Consider the following 21,822-nt stretch of genomic DNA (forward strand, 5'->3'; position numbering starts at 1 on the left):
GGGGTGACAAAATGAGCGAATATAAAACACTTTACTTAAGTGCGAAAGATAGTGTAGCTGTCGCTTTATCCGAAATCCCTGAAAACACATCAGTAGTTGTGAAGAAAGGCATGGAAGAACTTGTCGTATCCATTCTTGAACCGATTCGTTTTGGACATAAGTTCGCAGTCAAAGCCATCGAACAAGGAGCAGACATAATTAAATATGGGGAAGTCATAGGTGCAGCCTCAGCTTTTATTCCCGCTGGTGCACATGTTCATGTACACAATTTAGAAGGTAAAAGAGGAAGGGGTGACAAAATTGCTGAATGAAAAAATGCAGTTTTGGGGCTACCGCCGTCCGGATGGACGCGTCGGTGTCCGGAATCATGTACTGATTTTGCCAACGATAACATGCGCAACACAAACAGCGCAGCGAGTAACAGAGCTGGTGAGCGGAACCGTCACATTCATTCATCAGCATGGCTGTGCGCAAGTGGGCTCTGATTATGATCAAACGGCCCGAACCTATGCGGGAATGGGCATGAATCCAAATGTATATGGTGTCATAGTACTCGGACTTGGCTGTGAAACACATCAGGCGCACCGTATTGGAGATGAAATTGCCAAATGTGGTAAACCAGTGGAAACGGTATCGATTCAGGAACATGGCGGCACTCTTCAAACCATTGCCGAAGTAGCTAAAATTGCGGTCAAAATGGTCCAGGATGCCTCGATGGTGCAGCGGGAATTATGTGATTTTAGCGAGCTGATTGTCGGCACAGAATGCGGTGGGTCGGATGCATGCTCCGGCTTATCGGCTAACCCGGCAGTCGGACGTACAAGCGATTTGGTTGTTCAGCAGGGGGGAACCGCAATATTAGCGGAAACGACTGAACTCATCGGTGCGGAGCATTTGATCGCTAAACGGGCGGTAAACGATCAGGTAGCCAAAAAAGCTTATGCGGTTATTAAAATGATGGAGGACCGCTCGATACAAATGGGCGTAGATATCCGCACCGGAAATCCGAGTCCGGGAAACATTGAGGGAGGTCTCAGCTCACTCGAGGAAAAATCACTGGGGGCAGCGACAAAATCAGGCACAACCAGACTTGAAGAGGTCATTGATTATGCCCAGGTGCCCACAAAAAAAGGGCTCGTATGGATGGATACGCCTGGCCACGACATTGAGCAATTGACGGGAATGGTCGCAGGCGGTGCCCAAATCGTTCTCTTTACAAGTGGAAGAGGCACGCCGACGGGTTCTCCTATTTCACCCGTCATAAAAATCTCGACTAATACACCAATGTTTGACAGGATGAATGAAAATATGGATTTAAATGCTGGTACGATTGTCGATGGTTTAGAAACCGTTGATGAAGTGGGCAGGCGCATCATGGAAGAAATTCAACATGTTTCAAACGGAAAACTAACAAAAGCGGAGATATTAAAGCAGCATGACTTTGGTATATGGAGAATTGGACCGACATTCTAAAACGAAAAAGGAGCTAAAGACTATGATATCAACTACATTTGCAACGAAAACATATAAAAATTTCATTAATAATGAGTGGGTGAATGCATCTTCTGGAAATACAATCGAAAGCATTAATCCTGCGGACAAAGAACCGGTTGGTTATGTTCAAAGCTCAACGGTAGATGACTTGAACAAGGCTGTAGCTTCTGCGCATAAAGCAAAGAGGGATTGGCGTAGGATCGGGCAGTCTGCACGTGGACAAATCCTTTTCAAAACGGCCAATATATTGGAAGAAAATCTAGATGAAATTGCCGAAACGATGACTCGCGAAATGGGTAAAACGTTACCTGAAGCAAAAGGTGAAACGGCACGGGGGGTTGCAATTCTGCGTTACTATGCTGGGGAAGGGATGCGGAAAGACGGCGATGTTATTCCATCATCCGATAAAGATGCCCTAATGTTTACGAAACGTAGCCCACTTGGTGTTGTCGGGATAATCACGCCATGGAACTTCCCGGTTGCAATTCCCATCTGGAAAATGGCTCCTGCTCTTGTATATGGCAACTCAATCGTATGGAAACCGGCTACGGAGGGAGCCGTTACTGCAGCGAAAGTGATGGAATGCTTCACAAAAGCAGGCTTCCCGGAGGGCGTAGTGAACTTCATTACCGGTAAGGGGTCGATCATCGGTCAAGGACTCATAGATCATCCGCTTTTAAATGCGATCACATTTACCGGTTCTGAAAGTGTCGGTCAGAGCGTCGCAAAATCAGCTTCCGCACGCGGCATAAAATATCAGCTTGAAATGGGTGGCAAGAACCCAGTCATCGTAACGAAAGATGCAAACATCGACCAAGCTGTCGAGGCGGTCATCAGCGGTGGATTTCGTTCTTCCGGCCAGAAATGCACAGCTTCAAGTCGTGTAGTCGTTGAATCGTCCGTCTATGATGAATTCAAACAAAAACTGGTAAAGGCAGCAGCGGAAATTACAGTAGGCAACGGTCTTCAAGAGGGTATTTGGATGGGTCCGTGTGCAAGCGAAAGCCAGTTCAAAACGGTCACAGAGTACATTGAAAAAGGCAAGCAGGAAGGCGCAAAACTCATACATGGCGGGGAGATATTAACTGGCGGAGACTATGATAGGGGCTTTTTCATCACACCAGCGATTTTTGAAGACGTGACGTCCGAAATGGAGATTGCACAGGCAGAAATTTTTGGGCCAGTTATCGCGCTTATGAAAGCAACCGATCTTGTCGAAGCGATTGACTTGGCAAATAATACGAAGTACGGATTGAGTGCATCAATCTTCACATCAAATATTAGCTCAATTTTGGAGTTCATTGATGAAATTGAAGCAGGTCTTGTCCGCATTAACGCAGAAAGCGCGGGCGTAGAGTTGCAAGCCCCATTCGGAGGCATGAAGGCATCAAGCACGGGTTCGCGAGAGCAAGGTGAAGCGGCGAAAGAATTTTATACAGCCATAAAAACGGTTTTTATTAAAGGTTCTTAACAAGTGCAAGGGAGGTTTCCATTTTTGAAAATCTCTCTTTCTTCAAAAAAACATTGCGAGGTGCTTGATGAAAATCATAAAAATTTCTTTATACAAAGTTCCGCCCCGCTGGCTGTTTTTAAAAATCGATACGGATGAAGGCATTTCTGGATGGGGAGAGCCTGTCGTGGAAGGCCGTGCTGAAACTGTTAAAGCAGCAGTTAACGAACTGACTGATTATTTGATCGGGAGAAATCCGAACGATATTGAAGATATCTGGCAAACGCTTTATCGAGGTGGATTTTATCGCGGGGGCCCAATTTTAATGAGCGCCATTTCCGGCATTGAGCAGGCACTATGGGATATAAAAGGAAAATACTTCGATATTCCTGTATACCAAATGCTCGGCGGCAAAGCACGTCAAAAAATTAAAGTCTACTCATGGGTCGGAGGAGATAGACCGGTGGATGTAGTTGCTGCCGCAATAGAAAAACAGAAAGAAGGCTTCCTTGCTGTCAAAATGAACGCATCAGAAGAAATGAATTACATAGATAGCTTTTCGAAAGTAGAAGCGGTCATCGAACGCGTTGCTTCAATCAGGGAAGCGGTTGGCAAGGACTTTGGGATCGGTGTGGATTTTCACGGGAGGATTCATAAAACGATGGCAAAGGTGATTGTGAAAGAACTCGAACCATACCGTCCAATGTTCATTGAAGAACCGGTGCTCCCGGAAAACAATGAAGCACTTCGTGAGATTGCCTGGCATACAACGTGTCCGATTGCGACGGGAGAGAGAATGTATACGCGTTGGGGCTTTAAGCAGCTACTACAAGATGGTTATGTCGATATAATTCAGCCGGATCTGTCTCATACAGGTGGTATTTTAGAAGGGAAAAAAATTGCCGCAATGGCAGAAGCGTATGATGTAGCAATTGCGCCGCACTGCCCGCTCGGTCCGATGACTCTTGCTTCATCCATTCATTTGGACGCAACGACACCGAATTTCATTATTCAGGAGCAAAGCCTTGGTATTCATTACAACGAAGGCATGGACATTCTCGATTATATGAAAAATCCAGAATTATTCGATTATGAAAATGGCTATGTGAACATTCCGGATAAACCGGGTCTTGGAGTGGAAATTGATGAAGAAAAAGTGAAGCAGGCAGCAGAGACCGGACATAATTGGAAAAACCCAATTTGGCGTAATGAAGACGGGAGTATCGCTGAATGGTAATAAAAGGAGGAAAAATAATGGACTTTCATGGCATCGTTCCACCGGTAGTCACCTTATTTGATGAAACGGGGAACTTGGATTTGGAGTTGAACAGAAGGTATATCGACCTATTAATCTCACGGAATATTGACGGTATTTTGTTGATGGGTAGTTCAGGTGAGTTCTCCTCACTTACGACTGAAGAAAGGAAATTATATGTACGCGAAATGTTAAAGCACATTAACGGAAGAGTGCCAGTTATGGTCGGAGTCGGGCATACCGTATTAAAAGAGGTGCATGAACTGACTTCTTATGCAGAAGAGCATGGAGCGAACGGCGTTCTTGTAGTAAACCCATATTACTGGAAGCTGTCTGACGAGCAATTATATCGACATTTTTCCAGCGTAGCGAATCATACTAATCTGCAAGTTTTCATTTATAACATCCCGCTCTTGACCGGACAAAATTTATCAATCGAATTGATTAAAAAATTAGCCCAAGATCATCCCAACATAGCAGGTATTAAAGAGACGGTCAGTGATTTCGGGCACCTTCGTCAAGTGCTCGCGGAAGTGAAGAAAGTTCGCAGTGATTTCAAAGTCTTCTCCGCGTTTGACGAGCATTTGCTTCCGGCTCAAATGATTGGTGCAGCTGGAAGCATTAATGGAAGCGCTGTCTTTGCCCCGGAAATATCCGTACATTTATATGAATCGTATCATAAAGGGGATCTCGCTGAAGCCCAGAAAAATCATCAAGTGATTTCAAAACTGATGGATGTGTACAATTACGGTCCGACATTTTTTACAGCCATGAAAGAAGCTGTTCATCAGCGCTGGTTTGACGTTGCGGCTGGACACCGTGCCCCATGCGATGTATACCCTGCTGATTTGAGTGACAAAGTAGCTGCTCTCTTAAAAAATATAGATATGAAAGAAGGCGTCCAAAAATGAAAGAATCACGCGTCTTGCTCGAACAATTAGGCTACCCATCTACTGATCTTAAAGAACTTCCTACATCAACGAAAACATTTCCGGATGGAGCTCAATACCGCATTGAACTACCAAGTGTAGAAGGTCCAGCTGCCCTAAAAGAAACATTGAAAGAAATTGACCGACTCGGTTTGACTATTCACCGGATATCCCAGGGCAGCGGCATCATGCTTCAAACGGATGAAGAAATTAAAGAAATGTGTGAAATGACAGCAGAGCGCGGCATGGAGCTCAGTTTGTTTGTCGGTCCCAGGGGTTCATGGGATGTCAGTGCGGGACCGCTTACGCCAGGAGGTAAATCTCAGGGAATCCGCCATGAAGGATCGGACCAGCTTGTTTATGCAATGGAAGACTTGAAAAGAGGAGCTGCACTTGGTCTTCGCGGTGCGTTAGTTGCGGATGAAGGACTCCTACTTTTAACGAAAGAAATGAAAAAATACGGACAGCTTCCGGAAGACTTTGTTGTTAAAGTATCGGTTCAAATGGGTTCAGCCAATCCAGTATCCGTTAAATTAATGGAAGACATCGGAGCGGATACCTACAACGTGCCACCTGCATTAACGCTGTCTAAACTTGCAGCGATTCGACAATCAATAAACATTCCAATTGATTTATATGTTGAAGTTCCGGATACCTTTGGAGGCTTTCTTCGCTATTATGAAATACCGGAAATTATCCGTGTATTGGCGCCTGTATACATTAAATTTGGTTTGCGTAATCATCCTGATGTATACCCTTCAGGGAAACAATGGGAAAGTACGAACATCTCACTCGCTCAAGAACGTGTACGCCGTGCCGCAATTGGTATTCAAATGATCGAACGATACTATCCTGAAGCAAAAACATCGAAACTTGGTGCAGAAGGTCTCGGTATTGCAAAAATTGAAAAGGCAGCAGCGAAATAGATGTCTGGTATTACAATAAAGGAGTTGAGCCCGAATGACCTTTAAAATATTATTAACGGATTACGAATTTGAACATTTGAAATATGAAGAAGAGATTTTTCAAGAAAGCGGTCTGGATATCAATTTCATCAAAGCGCAATGCAAAACTGAAGAACAAGTTATGGAGCAGGCAAAAGAAGCGGATGCAATTTTAAATCAATATGCTCCTATCTCACGCCGAGTCATTGAGTCGCTTGAAAACACGAAAATCATTTCCCGCTATGGTGTTGGCGTCAATACAATTGATCTCAATGCGGCTAAAGAAAAGGGGATCACTGTCGCCAATGTACCGGATTATGGCATGGAAGAAGTATCGAATCATGCATTGGCACTTTTACTTTCGTCGGCGCGGAAAGTGACACTGTTAAACAAGGAAGTGAAAAAAGGTAACTGGGACTTTAAAGTGTGTGTCCCGATTCACCGTTTTAACGAACAAACGGTTGGGGTTCTCGGCTTTGGCCGGATTCCGCGCCGTTTCATTGAAAAGGTGAAACCGCTCGGCTTTAAAACCGCTGCTTATGACCCTTTCGTATCGGCGGCAGACATGGCTGCTGTCGGGGTTCAAAAAATGGATCTCGACGAAATTATAGGCGAAGCCGATTATTTGTCGATCCATGTGCCCTTAATTGATGATACATACCACCTGATCAATGAGGAGCGCCTTAAACAAATGAAGAGTAACGCGGTCATCATTAACACGGCACGTGGACCGATAATCGATGAAAAAGCACTTTCCTATGCACTTGAAAAAGGGATAATTGCAGGTGCTGCACTTGATGTGACAGAAAATGAGCCGGTCCGAATCGATAGCCCGCTACTCACAATGGACAATGTCATCATTACGCCGCACAGCGCCTGGTATTCTGAGGAAGCGATGGTTGAACTTCGTCAAAAAGCAGCAAGAAATATCGTTCAGGTCTTAAAAGGGGAAAAAACACCATACGCATTAACCTAAGAAAGGGGAAAAATATGAAAATAGCAACTTTTTCCGTGCAAACCGAACAGCACATCGGTCTTGTTAAAGATGATCAAATTATCAGCTTAACGGCTCTCGGTCCAGAAGAATTTCCTGCTTGCATGAAAAAATTTATAGAACGAGGAAGCGAGTTGCGTTCACGTGCTGAACAGTTAATCGAGCAACGGGTAAATGACGATGCAATATTCAAACTGTCAGAAGTAAATATCCTGCCGCCAATCGCAAAGCCGGATAAAATCATTTGCGTAGGACTTAACTATTTTGATCATTGCAAGGAAACCGGGATGGAGCCTCCTGAATCACCGGTCATTTTTTCGAAATATGCTAATGCTATTGCCGGACATAATGATGCGATTGAAATCCCGATTAATTCAACCGAGGTCGACTTTGAAGCAGAGCTTGCGTTTGTCATTGGTAGAGAAGCGAAACATGTGTCAGAAGAAGAGGCGGATGACTACGTCTTTGGCTACACGATTATGAATGATATCAGCGCCCGAGATTTGCAATTTCAGGACGGTCAGTGGTCAAGGGGCAAAACGGCGGATACATTTGCTCCATTTGGTCCTGTTATCGTGACAAAAGATGAAGTGGGTGACCCCCACAATCTAGCGATTTCGCTCGAATTAAACGGTGAAATTATGCAGGATTCAAATACAAGCAACCTAATTTTTACGGTTCCGAAAATCATTTCATTTTTATCACAGTCCATGACGCTAATGCCAGGTGATTTGATTGCAACTGGCACGCCACCAGGCGTTGGAATGGGAAGGAATCCGAAAATCTGGTTGAAAAACGGTGACCGGATGAACGTCAGCATTGAGAAGATCGGTACGCTTTCTAATCACGTAATAGCATGATAAGAGAAAGAAGATGATGACATGGATGTTGTAACCATCGGAGAAACAATGACAGTGTTTACCCCGAATGAAGAAGGACCGCTTCGCCACGCCAGATCTTTTTCGATGAAGTTTGGCGGTGCGGAATCCAATGTAGCGATCGGGTTAAGCCGACTCGGTCATAGCTCACGCTGGATTAGCCGTCTCGGTGAGGATGAATTTGGCGATGCCATGCAATCGTTCATTCGCGGAGAAGGTGTTGATGTCTCTTATGTAACAAGAGACCCTGATGCTCCTACCGGAGTCTTTTTTAAAGAATTCAGACGGCTGAATGATACTCGAGTTTATTATTACCGGAAAGATTCGGCAGCTAGTAAAATGACGGCGGAATTACTAACTGATCTTGCCATCCAAGGCGCCGCTTATCTCCATATTACGGGAATTACCCCTGCACTAGGGAATTCTTGTCAGTCGCTCTTGGATAAAGCGATCCGCATTGCTAAGGAAAACGGAACAAAAATCGTCTTCGATCCGAATATTCGCTTGAAAATATGGGGTGATGAAAATGAAGCACGTCACATCATAACAAAGTACGCCTCGAAAAGTGATATCGTCATGCCTGGGGTGGGCGAAGCCGAATTTTTATTCGGCTCCCATACTCCTGAAAAATTTGCAGATCATTTTCATGAACTCGGTGTCGAAACAGTTTTACTTAAAATGGGCAAAGAAGGCTCTTTAATTTCAGCCCCGTCTGTACCGAAAACATACGTTCCTGGATTCTATGTGGAAAGGGTCGTGGATCCCATCGGTGCTGGTGATGCTTTTGCATCCGGTGTACTTTCCGGTCTGCTTGATGGACTGCCGCTAGATGAAGCTGCAAGGCGTGGAAATGCCATGGGAGCAATGGCAACGATGGTAAATGGCGATGTTGAGGGTTTGCCGGCCCGTGCCGACCTCGCTTTGTTCATGAGTGGCGGCGCTGATGATGTGAAGAGGTAGAAAGGTGGAAAAAATGACTAAACTTGAAGAGCTTAAACATGGGAAGCTGGTCGCTGTCATTCGCGGTGCACGCCCCAATCAAATTATACCAATCGCCCGGGCCCTGAAAGAGGGCGGCATCCGAACGCTAGAAATAACAGTGGAAACTCCCAAAGTGTGCCATTTGATTGAAAGAGTGAAAGAGGAGTTCGGTGATGATATCATTGCGGGTGCCGGTACAGTATTGGATCCTGAAACGGCCCGTGCGGTAATAATGGCAGGGGCGGAATTTATCTTTTCTCCAACCGTCAATGTCAAAACGATTAAAATGGCGAAGCGCTATGGCGTTATTAGCATCCCAGGTGCGCTCACACCAACCGAAATATTGACTGCTTACGAGAATGGAGCTGACATTATCAAAGTTTTCCCGGCAGATGCATTGGGTGTTAGTTACTTTAAAAATCTTAAAGGGCCGCTTCCTCACATCCCTCTAATGCCAACTGGCGGTGTCAACCTTGACAACCTTGCTTCGTTTTTTAAGGCAGGGGCCATCGCTGCGGGAGTTGGCGGTTCATTGATCAATCCTGCGAAATTGATTACAGGTGAAGATTACACCAGGCTGACAGAAACGGCAAAAAAATTCTCGGCTATCGTACAAAAAAGCTAATGCAGTCCTACGCTTATATTCATATCAATTCAATAGGCGCTGGAAATGAAAGTATGACTGTATGTTATTTCCTCCATTCCTACCAATTTGATGTATCCGTTAAATTTCCATCAAGGGTGGCATTGCTGATGGACAGTAGATAAATTAAAGACAAACCAGAAAGGGGAAAAGTGCTATGTTACTAGAAAAGTACAGTAATCTGCAGGGTATTCTCCAAAAAATGGAGTCGGTTGTGGTCGCTTTTTCAGGAGGGGTGGATAGCACGTTTTTGCTAAAAGTCGCTATTGATACTCTGGGTTATGATAATGTGTTAGCCATTACAGCAGATTCGGAAACCTATCCGTCGAGTGAATTGAATGAAGCCATTATGCTAACAAAATGGATTGGTGCCAACCATCGTGTCATTCAAACTTCGGAGTTGGCCATTCCTGGATATAAAGAAAACAATCAGAATCGCTGTTACTTTTGTAAAAGTAGTTTATTTGACCATCTGCTTCCTATTCTTGAAGAATATGAATTTAATAATATTATTTATGGAGTTATCGCTGATGATGCTAACGAATTTCGTCCAGGCATGAAAGCAGCTAAAGAAAAAGGAATCAGGGGACCTCTTCTAGAAGCCGATTTATTCAAAGAAGAAATAAGAGTATTGTCCAAGCAAGCCGGATTGCCAACCTGGGATAAACCGTCATTTGCTTGCTTATCCTCACGAATAGCATATGGCGATATCATTACGAAGGAAAAATTGACCAAAGTTGATAAATCAGAGGCTTACATAAAATCACTGGATATTCATCAGGTAAGAGTCAGGACCCATGAGGATACTGCCCGAATTGAAGTTGAACCCGATGATATGCCGCGAGTGCTTCAATACCATGTGGCGATCACGAAACGGCTGAAGCAATTTGGTTATAAGTATGTATCAATGGATCTCACGGGCTATACAAGCGGAAGTATGAATATGGCGCTTAAAAAGGAAGAAATGTTATGATTGACGATATTTTGGAGCAGGTTCAAAAGGGTTCATTGACAGTTGCGGAAGCGAAGGGAAAACTTGCATCCTATGAAAATTTAGGATTTGTAAAAATCGATCATCATCGTAAAAGGAGACAAGGCTTTCCCGAAATTGTGTTTGGGGAAGGGAAAACAGCTGAACAAATTTTAACGATTGTCCAATCGCTGCGGACAAGGAATGATTCTGTGCTTGTGACTCGTATTTCTCGGGAAAAAGCGGTATTTGTACAAAAAGAATGTAGTGATTTTGAGTATAACGAGATTGCACGGACACTTGCTTGGGTTAAAGAAAAGCCGAAATCCGTTGATTCATATATTGCAATTGTGTGCGCCGGGACATCAGATTTGTCCGTTGCTGAAGAAGCTGCCGTGACGGCCGAAACCCTAGGTATTCCAGTCAGGCGTATATACGATGTAGGTGTTGCTGGACTGCACCGCCTTCTTGATAATATTGACGAGATACGAGGGGCTACGGTATCAGTTTGTGTTGCGGGGATGGAAGGGGCACTTCCAAGTGTGTTAGGAGGCCTTGTCACGAATCCAATTATTGCTGTGCCGACAAGTATTGGTTACGGTGCTAATTTTAACGGTTTATCGGCACTTTTATCGATGCTCAATTCATGCGCATCGGGTGTAAGTGTGGTGAACATAGATAATGGATTTGGTGCAGCCTACAATGCAGCCATTATATACAAACTCGTACATAAAAAGGAGGTCAATAGTGATGAGGACTTTATATTTTGACTGCTTTTCCGGCATAAGCGGAGATATGGTTATTGGTGCGTTGATTGATGCAGGTGCAGACCCTGTACAAATGGAAGAAGAGTTAAAAAAGCTGAACATAGATGAAGAATATAATCTGTCATGGGGGAAGGTCGTCAAAAATGGCATTACAAGTACTAAATTTGATGTCTTTCTTACCAGTAAATCAGAGCAAACACATGAACACAGCCACAGCCATGGACAAGAACACAGTCATGGACATGAACAAAGTCATGGACACAGTCACAGTCATGGACATGAGCACAACCATGGACAAGAACACAACCATAGCCATGAACACAGTCATGGACATGAACACAACCATAGCCATGTACCTCACAACCATCACGGCAGCCGTACCTACAAACAAATTGTAGAAGCTATCAATGAGGCGAACTTTAATGAATCGGTAACAAACAAGTCACTCGCCATTTTTAAGAAGATTGGTGAAGCGGAAGGGCACATACACGGGCTTCCTCTTGATAAAGTTCACTTTCACGAGGTGGGAGCGGTAGACTCAATAATAGATATAATCGGGGCTGCAATTTTAATCGATCAGCTAGGTATTGAATCAGTTCAGTCATCAGCCATTCCAACGGGATCTGGACATATACATATTGATCACGGAATATATCCTGTTCCTGCACCTGCCACTCTTGAAATATTAAAGGGGGTACCGATTGCCTCAAACGATATTCGTTCTGAATTAGCAACGCCGACCGGTGCTGCCATCGCTGCGGTTTTAGCTGAAAATTTCGGCTCGCTTCCACCCATGACTGTCGAATCGATTGGCTATGGTGCGGGAACAAAAACATTCGAAAATCATCCGAATGTCCTACGCATTATTATAGGGGAGATCCAATGAAGCGCCCACCTGATCATGAGCATCTTGATGAACAAATGGTGAAAATGGAAGTGAATCTAGATGATATTTCCGGTGAATGGCTTGGGCATGTAATGGATTTGTTGTTTGAATCAGGAGCAAATGATGTATTTTATACACCAATCTTTATGAAAAAAAATCGACCGGGGGTGTTATTGCAACTTCTCTGTTCACAGCAGGTGATTTCGAAAATGAAGAAGATATTATTTGCTGAAACGACGACTCTCGGTATTCGCTACTACCCTCTTACCGTGCACCGGCTTGAGCGCTCTTTTTTCAATGTGAATACTCAATGGGGGGAAGTGACGATGAAGAGAGGGATTCATGAGGGGTTGACCTTGCAGCAGGCCCCTGAATATGAAGATTGCCGTAAAATTGCCGTACAGAACAATATACCTCTTAAAAGGGTGTATGAAGAAGTATGGAAGTGTCTCGGGGAGGTGGTAGAGAAATGAGTTTGGTGTCGATTCTTACATTTGGATTCATATTAGGGATAAAGCATTCGTTAGAGCCGGATCATGTTATTGCGGTAGCAACCACGGCAGGAAATACGAAAAAATTATCGCGTTCCACTCTAACGGGGGTGTATTGGGGTATAGGCCATACATGTACGCTGTTTCTTATAGGTATGATGTTCATTTGGATGAAAGGGGAGATTCCAGAGTCGTTAAGCATGACGCTGGAATTCGGTGTTGGCATTATGCTTGTTATGCTAGGGGCGAAAAGTTTATTTAAAGCTAGCCCTAATATCACGAACGACAAAGATAGATTTCGCCCTTTTTTGGTGTCTGCTTTAATTGGGTTCGTCCATGGTCTCGCGGGCAGTGCCGCAATGGTCATTCTAACGATGTCGACAGTTACCGGAATAGGCCAAGGGTCCATCTATATAATAATATTTGGCGCTGGAACCATTATTGGCATGCTGTGCTTTACAACTTTACTAGGCATACCGTTTGCTTTGAATGGAAAGGACATCGTTTTAAACCGAATCTTCATCAAGCTGGCGGGAGCTATAAGTTTTTCATTCGGACTTTATTATATATACAAATTGGGTGTAACAGAAGGTTTGTTTGCGCTCTGGGCTAATTGATTTATTTTATAAGCATGACTGAAATCTCAGGCTGTCTGTAACCCATGGACAGTCTCTTTTATTTTTATTAATTCATCAAAACCAATATTAAGTAGACAAAATGTCTTCTAGGAGGTTTCTCAGAAAGAAAAGGGCCACAACTGACAAAAAGGCTTGTCTTAATGGGCACACTTCAATGGACATGTCCAAGCAAATTTATGGGTATATTGTAACGGATATGAATCTCCAATTATTATTCTGAAATTATTTGTAGTTGGAAGAAGGGATGGACAATAAAAATAAGACCCCATGACACTGCTAAGCCATTTTTTTAAGAATGGCAGTGTCGTAGGATCTGTTAGTATTTTTATATAGAAAGTCACGAAATCTAGGTTTTGCTGTAGCCGTTAGGCAGATATGCGTTTATTTTTCCGTTGAAGAATCCATATTTCTATTGCACCGGAGCCAAGCAATACTCCTGAAACAATGAATATAAGCCCAATGAAATGTGCAGGAACTATGGCTTCATTAAGGAAAAATGCTGCCCCTAACAAAGAGAATAAGGTGTTTAAGTTAAGAAATATCGATGATTCGGCTGCGCCTACCTTACCAATGGCATAATTATAGCTCATGTGCCCAAGGGCAGTGGCAAAAATAGCGGAGAACAAGAAAGCTCCCCAGATGGATGGCGGTGCCGTTGCCAGTGAAGATAAGCCCTCTGGTTCCTTCCATAAGCTGATGGCAAAAAGAATAAAAGACCCGATAAGCATCATGTAGCCGGTTAATAATCGTGGATCCATTGTTTTTGAGGCTTTATTAATGAGTATGAAACTCAGTGCCTGTGAAAGAATGGAAAGGAGAATATCCACATCTCCCAGATTAATGGAATGAAGTCCTCCACTTCCTGCCATAACGGTAAAACTCACGCCCAGAGCACCGCATATAAAGCCAAGAAGCCGGATTAAAGTGGGCTTTTTACGAAAGAATATCATGGTCAAGATGACAGTCAATATTGGCCCCATGCCCAGAATCAGCCCAGCATTCGAGGCTGAAGTCTTCGTCAATCCCTCAGCTAAAAAATAATGATGAAAAACGACACTCAAAAGTGCTCCTCCAAAAACGTAAAGAAGTTCACTTTTTTTAGGAAGACGTATTAATCCAAAGAAGAAAAGAATAATAATGACGATAAGAGAAGCAGTAAAAATTCTCAATGAAGTGATCGTTACTGGCTGCGTATGCGCAACTAAAATTTTAATAACTGAGACATTTAACCCCCACGTGATCATTATTCCGGTAAGTAAGATGTATATTTTCAAAAAACTCATTCCAAACAACCTTTCAAACTTATTTAACAATTGATATATTATACAACTTTCACTAAATTAATAGCAAAGAGTAAAATTTGATTAAAAGCCCAAGGGTGAAAAATCAGAAGCTCTTAATCATTAAAAAAGAGGGAAGAAATAACCCCTTCCGCTTTACCTTAATATGGTTTTTTATCATAAATTCAGCTGAAATATAATCAAATAAAAATAAAATTACAAATTATCTAACTTTTCTATTGTTTTTGGTAGGGTTTTCATTTACAATTTCCTTATGATTTACCAAACCGGTTTAGTAATTAACTAAATCGATTTAGCAATAAAGCTTAATGAAAGTGATATGATCAAATGTTTTTCTTTTTATTTGTGATTGTTCGAAAGAAGGAGGTACTGTATTGTCATCAAAATATGGTGTTTTAACGCTGGGCGACGCCATGATTACGCTAAATCCGGAAGAAACAGGACCTTTAAGATTCGTAACCCGTTTTGAGCGAAAAGTAGGAGGCGCAGAACTGAATTTTGCAATTGGCTGTGTAAGGCTAGGCATGCGGGCAAAATGGATAAGTCGTTTAGGCAAGGACGAGTTCGGCAGAGTTATCTATAATTTCGCTCGTGGGGAAGGCGTGGACATGAGTGATGTTGCCTTTGTAAATGGTTATCCAACATCCCTTAACTTTAAAGAAATCCGGGAAGATGGTTCCGGAAAGACATTTTATTACCGCTATCAATCTCCGATTTTAACTTTAAAACCGGAAGATATAACAGAAAAGATGTTTGAAGAGATTGATATAGTCCATCTTACTGGAGTATTTTTGGCTATAGATCCCCAAAATGTGGATATTGCCAAGAGGGTAATGGACATTGCAAAACAAAAAAATATACCTGTTTCCTTTGATCCGAATATTCGCTTAAAGCTATGGTCAATCGAGGAAGCAAGAACAGTTTATTATGATATTTTTCCATATGTTGATATTTTGCTTACAGGTTTGGATGAAATAAGATTGATCATCGGAACTGACTCAAAAGAATCTTTGGCAAAATTCGCGAAGGTGAATGACATTGATCAACTTGTCATCAAGGACGGGAAACATGGTTCAAAACTATATACCAAAAATGAATGGCATGAAAAAGAAGCCTTCCCTGTTATACCCCTGGACACTGTTGGAGCGGGAGATGGTTATGATGCCGGCTATATTTACGGATATCTTCATGGCTTATCCATTGATGAAAGATTAACATTCGCAAATGGTGTAGGAGCTCTTGTCACAACTGTTGCTGGGGACAATGAAGGATTACCGTATTTGGATGAAGTAATGCCTTTCATACAGAATGAGGCCGTTATAGAAAGATAGATGACTGAAAGAAACGAGGGAATGAAATGGCAACAGTAACGATTCAAGCGGAGGAAGCAAAACGATTAGTCATACAACAGCTGACCAAAGTGGGTTTAAATGAAGAAAATGCCGGGAAAATCGCGGAAGTATTGGTTCATGCCGATCTTAGAAATGTCAATTCCCATGGTGTTTTACGAACAGAGCATTATGTGAACCGTTTACAGGCAGGAGGAATAAATCCCGATGCACAGATTTCCTTTCAAAAGACAGGACCCGTTACCGGTGTAGTTGATGGAGATGATGGATTTGGTCATGTGATCAGCGACGTGGCCATGGACCATGCGATCGAAATGGCCAGAGATAATGGCGTGGGCATGGTGACTGTTTTTAATAGCAGCCATTGCGGAGCACTAAGCTATTTCGTTCAAAAAGCCGCTGAAGCAAAGTTGATTGGAATCGCAATGTCACATACCGATAAAATTGTGGTCCCATTCGGAGGGAAAACTTCTTTTCTTGGTACCAACCCAATCGCTTACGGAGTTCCTGCCAAAACGAAGAAACCCTTTATTCTTGATATGGCAACTTCCAATGTTGCACTGGGGAAAATCCTCCAGGCACGGGAAGAGGGAAAGGAAATCCCTGAAGGATGGGGTGTGGATGAAAATGGAGCTACGGTCACAGACCCGAATAAAGTCGTTTCCCTTTCCACTTTCGGAGGCCCGAAAGGCTATGGCCTATCCGTAATTGTAGATGTGTTTTCTGGATTATTGGCCGGTGCGGCATTTGGCCCGCACATTGGGAAAATGTATGACGATCTTGATAAGAAACGGAAGCTGGGACATTATTTTTGTGTAATTAATCCTTCGTTCTTTACGGATACTGATATATTTCTAGAGCAAATGGATCAAATGATCGAAGAGCTGCAACAGGTTGAACCTGCTCCAGGGTTCGATCGCGTATATGTACCGGGTGAGATTGAACAAATCAATGAAGAAAAAAACCTGAAACAAGGTATTACGATAGCATCAAGTGTTTATGAATTTCTTACAAAGTAGGTGGGGAAATGAAAGCGGTTCAAGTACGTAAAGCTCATGAACTTATCATTCAAGAATTTGAAAAACCACGGATTTCGAACTCGACGGATGTCCTTGTAAAAGTAAAAAGAGTCGGGATTTGCGGATCGGATATGCATATTTACCATGGCACCAATCCTCTTGCAACTTTGCCGCGGGTCGTTGGGCATGAAGTAGCGGGAGAAGTTGTGGAGATAGGTCAAGGCGTCGCGGGCATAAAAGTTGGTGACCACGTTGTTATTGAGCCCATCAGTTATTGCGGTGAGTGTTACGCCTGCCGCAAAGGACGCCAAAATGTTTGTGAAAAACTTTCCGTTTTTGGCGTGCATGAAGATGGTGGGTTGAGGGAATGGTTCGTCCTTCCCGAGAAACAATTACATGTTGTGGATTCCGCTTTAGCTTGGGATGAAATAGTATTGGCGGAGCCATACACAATTGGCGCACAGGCCGTTTGGAGAGGCGAAGTCGAGGAAGGGGAAACCGTGCTAATCCAGGGAGCTGGACCTATTGGGATATGCATTTTAAAGATGGCAAAGCTTCAAGGAGCATCTGTGATGATCACGGATTTAAGTGATGAGCGTTTGGAATTCGCTAAAGAAAGCGGCGCTGATATCACTGTCCATGCGGGAAAGGAAGATGTTCAAAAACGAGTGGAAGAATGGACGAATGGGGAAGGGGCCAACGTCGTCATTGATGCAGTATGCTTGCCGATGACCTTTGAATTGTCCTTTGATGTAGTGTCAACGGCCGGGCGGATTGTCGTACTCGGTTTTGATGAACGTCCTTCAGCTATTTCCCAGCTTCCAATCACTAAAAAGGAAGTATCTGTGAAAGGATCTAGATTGCAAACCGACCAGTTTCCAAAAGTGGTTAAGCTTTTGAATGAAGGCAAACTCAGACATGAAGGTTTAGTCACCCATACATTTTCGCTCAATGATATCCAGGAAGCATTTAATTTTGTTGAAAATCATCCCGAACAAGTTCGAAAAGCGATCATCGTTTTTAATTAAGGGGGTAGGAGTCATGGATAAACACTCAATCATACATCAAATAACGGAAACGAAAGTTGTAGCTGTTATCCGGGGACAGGATGCAAAAGAGGCGGTACAGCTGTCTAACGCTGCTGTAGAAGGAGGTGTTCGGGCAATCGAATTGACTTATACAACACCGGGAATTGAAGAAGCTTTCAAAGAACTGCAAAATACGGAAGCACTCTTAGGGGCAGGCTCGGTACTTGATTCTGAAACGGCACGACATGCGATTTTAGCTGGCGCCAATTTTATCGTCAGTCCCTATTTTGTCAATGGAGTAGCCGAACTATGTAATCGATACGGCATTCCCTATATGCCTGGTTGCATGACAATTAGAGAAATGGCTACATCATTGGAAGCAGGTTGTGATGTTTTAAAGTTATTTCCGGCAAACCATTTCGAACCTTCTTTCATCAAGTCGGTTAATGGACCACTGCCCAATGTAAGGATCATGCCAACAGGCGGAATAAATTTAGATAACATGAAGGACTGGCTTAATGCAGGCGCGGTAGCAATCGGTATCGGCAGTGACTTGAACAAAGCCTATCAGAATGGCGGCTATGAGGCCGCAGTGGAGTTAAGCAGAAAATACATGCAGAAAATTGCGGAATGACGGAGGTGCATGATGAACATTACATTTAGATGGTACGGGAAAGACAATGATACCGTTTCATTGGAGCACATTAAACAGATTCCTGGAGTGAAAGGGATCGTCTGGGCACTTCACCAAAAACCTGTTGGTGAGGTATGGGAAAAGGAAGAAATTAAAAAAGAAATCGAGTATATCCAATCATTTGGTTTTCACACGGATGTCGTAGAAAGTGTAAATGTCCATGAATCGATTAAATTGGGTAACGAAGATCGCATGATATATATAGAGAAATACAAAGAGACGATCCGGAATCTTTCGGAAGCTGGAGTGAAAGTCATTTGTTATAACTTCATGCCGATTTTTGATTGGACTCGGACTGAAATGTTCCATCCTTTGGAAGATGGCTCAACTGCCCTGTTTTATGAAAAGGCGAAAGTGGATACGTTAGATCCACAAGATTTAATTCGTACGGTAACGGAAGCCTCAGATTTAACTTTACCAGGTTGGGAACCAGAAAAGATGGATCAAATCTCTGAATTATTCGAAGCTTACAAAACTGTGGACGAAGAGCAGCTGTGGGCGAATCTTGAAATATTCCTAAAAGAAATATTACCTGTTGCCGAGGCTTGCGGTATAAAAATGGCAATACACCCGGATGATCCGCCATGGTCCATTTTTGGCTTGCCAAGAATCATCACCGGAGAGTCGAGCTATGAAAAACTGATCTCGATTTCGGATTCACCGTCGAATGCGTTCACCATGTGTACAGGCTCGATGGGGGCAAACCCTGAAAATGATATGGTCCAAGTGGCTAAAAAGTATGCAAACCGTTCGCCTTTCTCCCATATAAGAAATGTGAAGATTTATGAAAATGGCGACTTTGTGGAAACATCCCATCATACCCAGGATGGATCCATCAATATACAGGGCGTCGTGGAAGAATTGAATAAGCAAAATTATACTGGTTATGTCAGACCGGATCATGGCCGCCATATATGGGGTGAAGATTGCCGCCCTGGATACGGTTTATATGACCGAGCATTGGGAATCATGTATTTGCTCGGATTATGGGATGCATATGAAGCTGGTAAATCAGGTGGGGAATCATGATCCCCATACATGAAAACTTAACGAACAGGGTGGCAGTCATCACTGGGGGCAGCGGTGTTTTATGTTCCAAAATGGCTGTGGAATTGGCCCGTCATGGTGTCAAGATAGCTATATTGAACAGAACGGCAGAAAAAGGTCAAGAAGTGGTCGAACTCATTGAACAAGCAGGGGGAACTGCGATATCAATCGCGGCAGATGTTTTGAATAGAACCTCATTGGAGGATGCAAGAGGGAAAATAATTGATACGTTCGGAAGAGTGGATCTATTAATAAATGGAGCGGGTGGCAATCATCCTGATGCCATTACTGCTCCAGAGAAATATGGGGAAGAAGCAGAAGGAAAATCATTTTTTGATCTGGATGAAGATGGTTTCTCCCAAGTCTTTGCCAGTAATTTTACCGGTACATTTTTGGCAAGTCAGGTTTTTGGAAAAGAATTATTGCAAGTGGAAGCACCAGTTATCGTAAATATATCTTCCATGAGCGCCTACGCTCCAATGACTAAAGTACCAGCATATAGTGCCGCCAAAGCTTCGATAAATAATTTTACCATGTGGATGGCTGTTCATTTTGCCGAAGAAGGTTTACGGGTGAATGCCATTGCTCCAGGTTTCTTTTTGACGAAGCAAAATCGGGATCTTTTGCTTAATGAAGATGACAGTCTGACGGCAAGGTCTGATAAAATCATTACTTCAACACCCATGAAGCGTTTCGGGCAGCCTGAAGATTTACTTGGTACATTGCTTTGGCTCGTTGATGAATCCTATTCGGGCTTTGTCACAGGAATTACGGTACCGGTCGATGGGGGCTTCATGGCATACTCGGGCGTCTGAAGCCAGGTCCAATAAAAAGGCGAACAAGTTAAAGTTTAAATTAGTTCAACGGGTTGGGAAATTGTCTTTTTACTGCATCAGATGGTGATTGTAAAGCTTTACTTATTATAATAGAATATTCCTTATATATAAGCCATTTTGGTATTAGGCAGAAAAAATTGAAATCACACGACAGGAATGAATGAAATGAAAACCATTACAATTACTGATGTCGCCAATCACGCGAAAGTATCAAAAAGCACAGTTTCCCAATACCTGAACAAACGCTATGAATATATGAGTGAAAAAACAAGGAAAAAGATTGAAGAAACAATAGAAGAGTTAAACTATCAGCCTAATATAATAGCGCGCAGTTTAAAACAAAAATCCACTTTTACCGTTGGGGTAGTGGTTGCCAATATCCTTCACACGTTTTCAACGCAAGTTATTAGAGCTATAGAAAACTACTTTTATGAACAAGGGTTCCACATTATCGTTTGCAATGCAGATGACAATCCTGAAAAGGAAAAGAATTATATTGAAATGCTAAGGGCTAAACAAGTGGATGGGATCATCATTTTCCCCACAGGGGACAACCTTGATTTATATCAACGTATGAAGAGTGATCAATTCCCGATTGTTTTCATGGATAGGACGATCGAAGAATTGAATATTGCTACAGTCATGCTCGATAATCACCTTGCTTCCAAGTTAGCGGTCGATCGGTTTATTGAAAAGGGTTTTGAAAACATTGCAATCATAACCACTTCAATAATACGCGATATCAGTCCTCGAATCGAACGGATCAAAGGGTACAAGGATTCGCTCGCGTCACATGGGATACCATTCAATTCAGAATATATTAAAACTGTGAATGCAGATGAAATTCCGGTTGCGCTTTCAGAATTTTTCGAATTGGAAAAGCCGCCTCAAGCCATTTTGGCAGGAAATGATATCGTACTTAATGAAGTATTGCGTTATATGAAACAGCACGAAATCAATATACCTGATGACATAGCGGTCATAGGAATCGATGATGTTCCTTATGCCAGTTTCTATACACCGACCATCACAACGGTTAATCAGCCGGCCATTGAAATGGCAAACTTGGCAGCAGAGTTACTGCTTAGTCAAATCAATAAATCAGGAAAAGAGGATACAAGCGTCCATCGCTTGAAACCGACTTTGCTTTCAAGGAATTCTTGCTAGATTCGGATGTAAGAATTCCTGTGAAAAAGAAAGCGCTTTTTTTACGGGGATTCTAAACCGA

General features: G+C 42.9%; 23 protein-coding genes. 22 read left to right on the forward strand and 1 reads right to left on the reverse strand.

From position 1 onward, the window contains the following. Positions 1-11 precede the first annotated feature (11 nt). The 15 genes from ACWF5P_RS22995 to ACWF5P_RS23065 all read left to right on the forward strand — a co-directional run bounded on the left by ACWF5P_RS22995 (position 12) and on the right by ACWF5P_RS23065 (position 13,299). Positions 12-311 (forward strand): UxaA family hydrolase, encoded by a 300-nt coding sequence (locus ACWF5P_RS22995; protein ID WP_230175863.1) that lies wholly within the window; start codon positions 12-14, stop codon positions 309-311. A gap of 4 nt (positions 312-315) precedes the next feature. Continuing rightward, complete coding sequence (locus ACWF5P_RS23000; protein WP_434169676.1) at positions 316-1,473, forward strand: UxaA family hydrolase; 1,158 nt, start codon at positions 316-318, stop codon at positions 1,471-1,473. Positions 1,474-1,495: 22 nt separating this feature from the next. Further along, the gene (gucD, locus tag ACWF5P_RS23005; RefSeq protein ID WP_275732616.1) at positions 1,496-2,965 is read left to right on the forward strand and encodes an alpha-ketoglutaric semialdehyde dehydrogenase GucD; all 1,470 of its coding nucleotides are present in this window, start codon (positions 1,496-1,498) and stop codon (positions 2,963-2,965) included. A 67-nt stretch (positions 2,966-3,032) separates the two neighbouring features. After that, positions 3,033-4,181, forward strand: coding sequence for a galactonate dehydratase (gene dgoD / locus ACWF5P_RS23010; RefSeq protein ID WP_230175865.1), 1,149 nt, complete (start codon positions 3,033-3,035; stop codon positions 4,179-4,181). A gap of 17 nt (positions 4,182-4,198) precedes the next feature. Next, positions 4,199-5,110: a dihydrodipicolinate synthase family protein gene (locus tag ACWF5P_RS23015; protein WP_434167055.1), complete on the forward strand. Its 912-nt coding sequence runs from the start codon at positions 4,199-4,201 to the stop codon at positions 5,108-5,110. Next, positions 5,107-6,054, forward strand: coding sequence for a U32 family peptidase (locus ACWF5P_RS23020; protein ID WP_434167054.1), 948 nt, complete (start codon positions 5,107-5,109; stop codon positions 6,052-6,054). Before ACWF5P_RS23015 ends, ACWF5P_RS23020 begins: the two co-directional genes overlap by 4 nt. 34 nt (positions 6,055-6,088) lie before the next feature. Continuing rightward, the gene (locus ACWF5P_RS23025) at positions 6,089-7,048 is read left to right on the forward strand and encodes a C-terminal binding protein (protein WP_402937247.1); all 960 of its coding nucleotides are present in this window, start codon (positions 6,089-6,091) and stop codon (positions 7,046-7,048) included. Between the two features lie 14 nt (positions 7,049-7,062). After that, positions 7,063-7,926, forward strand: coding sequence for a fumarylacetoacetate hydrolase family protein (locus ACWF5P_RS23030; protein ID WP_434167053.1), 864 nt, complete (start codon positions 7,063-7,065; stop codon positions 7,924-7,926). 21 nt (positions 7,927-7,947) lie between these two features. Then, positions 7,948-8,904, forward strand: coding sequence for a PfkB family carbohydrate kinase (locus tag ACWF5P_RS23035; protein ID WP_434167052.1), 957 nt, complete (start codon positions 7,948-7,950; stop codon positions 8,902-8,904). A 13-nt stretch (positions 8,905-8,917) separates the two neighbouring features. Beyond that, complete coding sequence (locus ACWF5P_RS23040) at positions 8,918-9,550, forward strand: bifunctional 4-hydroxy-2-oxoglutarate aldolase/2-dehydro-3-deoxy-phosphogluconate aldolase (RefSeq protein ID WP_101225487.1); 633 nt, start codon at positions 8,918-8,920, stop codon at positions 9,548-9,550. A 175-nt stretch (positions 9,551-9,725) separates the two neighbouring features. Continuing rightward, entirely contained in the window at positions 9,726-10,541 is an 816-nt protein-coding gene (gene larE, locus ACWF5P_RS23045) for an ATP-dependent sacrificial sulfur transferase LarE (protein WP_137017608.1), read from the forward strand. After that, on the forward strand, positions 10,538-11,308 hold the full coding sequence (gene larB, locus ACWF5P_RS23050) for a nickel pincer cofactor biosynthesis protein LarB (protein ID WP_101225459.1): 771 nt from the start codon (positions 10,538-10,540) through the stop codon (positions 11,306-11,308). The genes larE and larB overlap by 4 nt, the downstream gene beginning before the upstream one ends. Next, a complete protein-coding gene (locus ACWF5P_RS23055; RefSeq protein ID WP_434167051.1) occupies positions 11,289-12,191 on the forward strand; it encodes a LarC family nickel insertion protein in 903 nt (300 codons plus the stop codon). The genes larB and ACWF5P_RS23055 overlap by 20 nt, the downstream gene beginning before the upstream one ends. Beyond that, complete coding sequence (larC, locus tag ACWF5P_RS23060; RefSeq protein ID WP_137017611.1) at positions 12,188-12,664, forward strand: nickel insertion protein; 477 nt, start codon at positions 12,188-12,190, stop codon at positions 12,662-12,664. The genes ACWF5P_RS23055 and larC overlap by 4 nt, the downstream gene beginning before the upstream one ends. Then, the gene (locus ACWF5P_RS23065; RefSeq protein ID WP_260357778.1) at positions 12,661-13,299 is read left to right on the forward strand and encodes a DUF4833 domain-containing protein; all 639 of its coding nucleotides are present in this window, start codon (positions 12,661-12,663) and stop codon (positions 13,297-13,299) included. Before larC ends, ACWF5P_RS23065 begins: the two co-directional genes overlap by 4 nt. A gap of 386 nt (positions 13,300-13,685) precedes the next feature. On the opposite strand, the gene ACWF5P_RS23070 is transcribed toward ACWF5P_RS23065, so the two are convergent. Then, positions 13,686-14,603, reverse strand: coding sequence for a DMT family transporter (locus ACWF5P_RS23070; protein WP_101225455.1), 918 nt, complete (start codon positions 14,601-14,603; stop codon positions 13,686-13,688). 392 nt (positions 14,604-14,995) lie between these two features. Here ACWF5P_RS23070 and ACWF5P_RS23075 point away from each other — a divergent pair, with 392 nt between their 5' ends. The 7 genes from ACWF5P_RS23075 (at position 14,996) to ACWF5P_RS23105 (ending at position 21,761) form a co-directional block, all read left to right on the forward strand. Further along, positions 14,996-15,952: a sugar kinase gene (locus tag ACWF5P_RS23075; RefSeq protein ID WP_452445338.1), complete on the forward strand. Its 957-nt coding sequence runs from the start codon at positions 14,996-14,998 to the stop codon at positions 15,950-15,952. Between the two features lie 26 nt (positions 15,953-15,978). Continuing rightward, positions 15,979-16,989 carry an ureidoglycolate dehydrogenase gene (gene allD, locus ACWF5P_RS23080; RefSeq protein WP_101225453.1) on the forward strand — a complete coding sequence of 337 codons (1,011 nt, stop codon included), beginning with the start codon at positions 15,979-15,981 and terminating at the stop codon, positions 16,987-16,989. An 8-nt stretch (positions 16,990-16,997) separates the two neighbouring features. Further along, on the forward strand, positions 16,998-18,017 hold the full coding sequence (locus ACWF5P_RS23085) for a zinc-binding alcohol dehydrogenase family protein (RefSeq protein ID WP_452445339.1): 1,020 nt from the start codon (positions 16,998-17,000) through the stop codon (positions 18,015-18,017). Positions 18,018-18,030: 13 nt separating this feature from the next. Further along, a complete protein-coding gene (locus tag ACWF5P_RS23090; protein WP_101225451.1) occupies positions 18,031-18,651 on the forward strand; it encodes a bifunctional 2-keto-4-hydroxyglutarate aldolase/2-keto-3-deoxy-6-phosphogluconate aldolase in 621 nt (206 codons plus the stop codon). 12 nt (positions 18,652-18,663) lie between these two features. Beyond that, a complete protein-coding gene (uxuA, locus tag ACWF5P_RS23095) occupies positions 18,664-19,740 on the forward strand; it encodes a mannonate dehydratase (protein WP_101225450.1) in 1,077 nt (358 codons plus the stop codon). Further along, entirely contained in the window at positions 19,737-20,573 is an 837-nt protein-coding gene (locus ACWF5P_RS23100; protein ID WP_434167048.1) for an SDR family oxidoreductase, read from the forward strand. The genes uxuA and ACWF5P_RS23100 overlap by 4 nt, the downstream gene beginning before the upstream one ends. Before the next feature lie 186 nt (positions 20,574-20,759). Further along, positions 20,760-21,761 (forward strand): LacI family DNA-binding transcriptional regulator, encoded by a 1,002-nt coding sequence (locus ACWF5P_RS23105; RefSeq protein ID WP_101225448.1) that lies wholly within the window; start codon positions 20,760-20,762, stop codon positions 21,759-21,761. Positions 21,762-21,822: the final 61 nt, after the last annotated feature.

It is taken from the genome of Peribacillus sp. NPDC055009 (genome assembly GCF_053608705.1).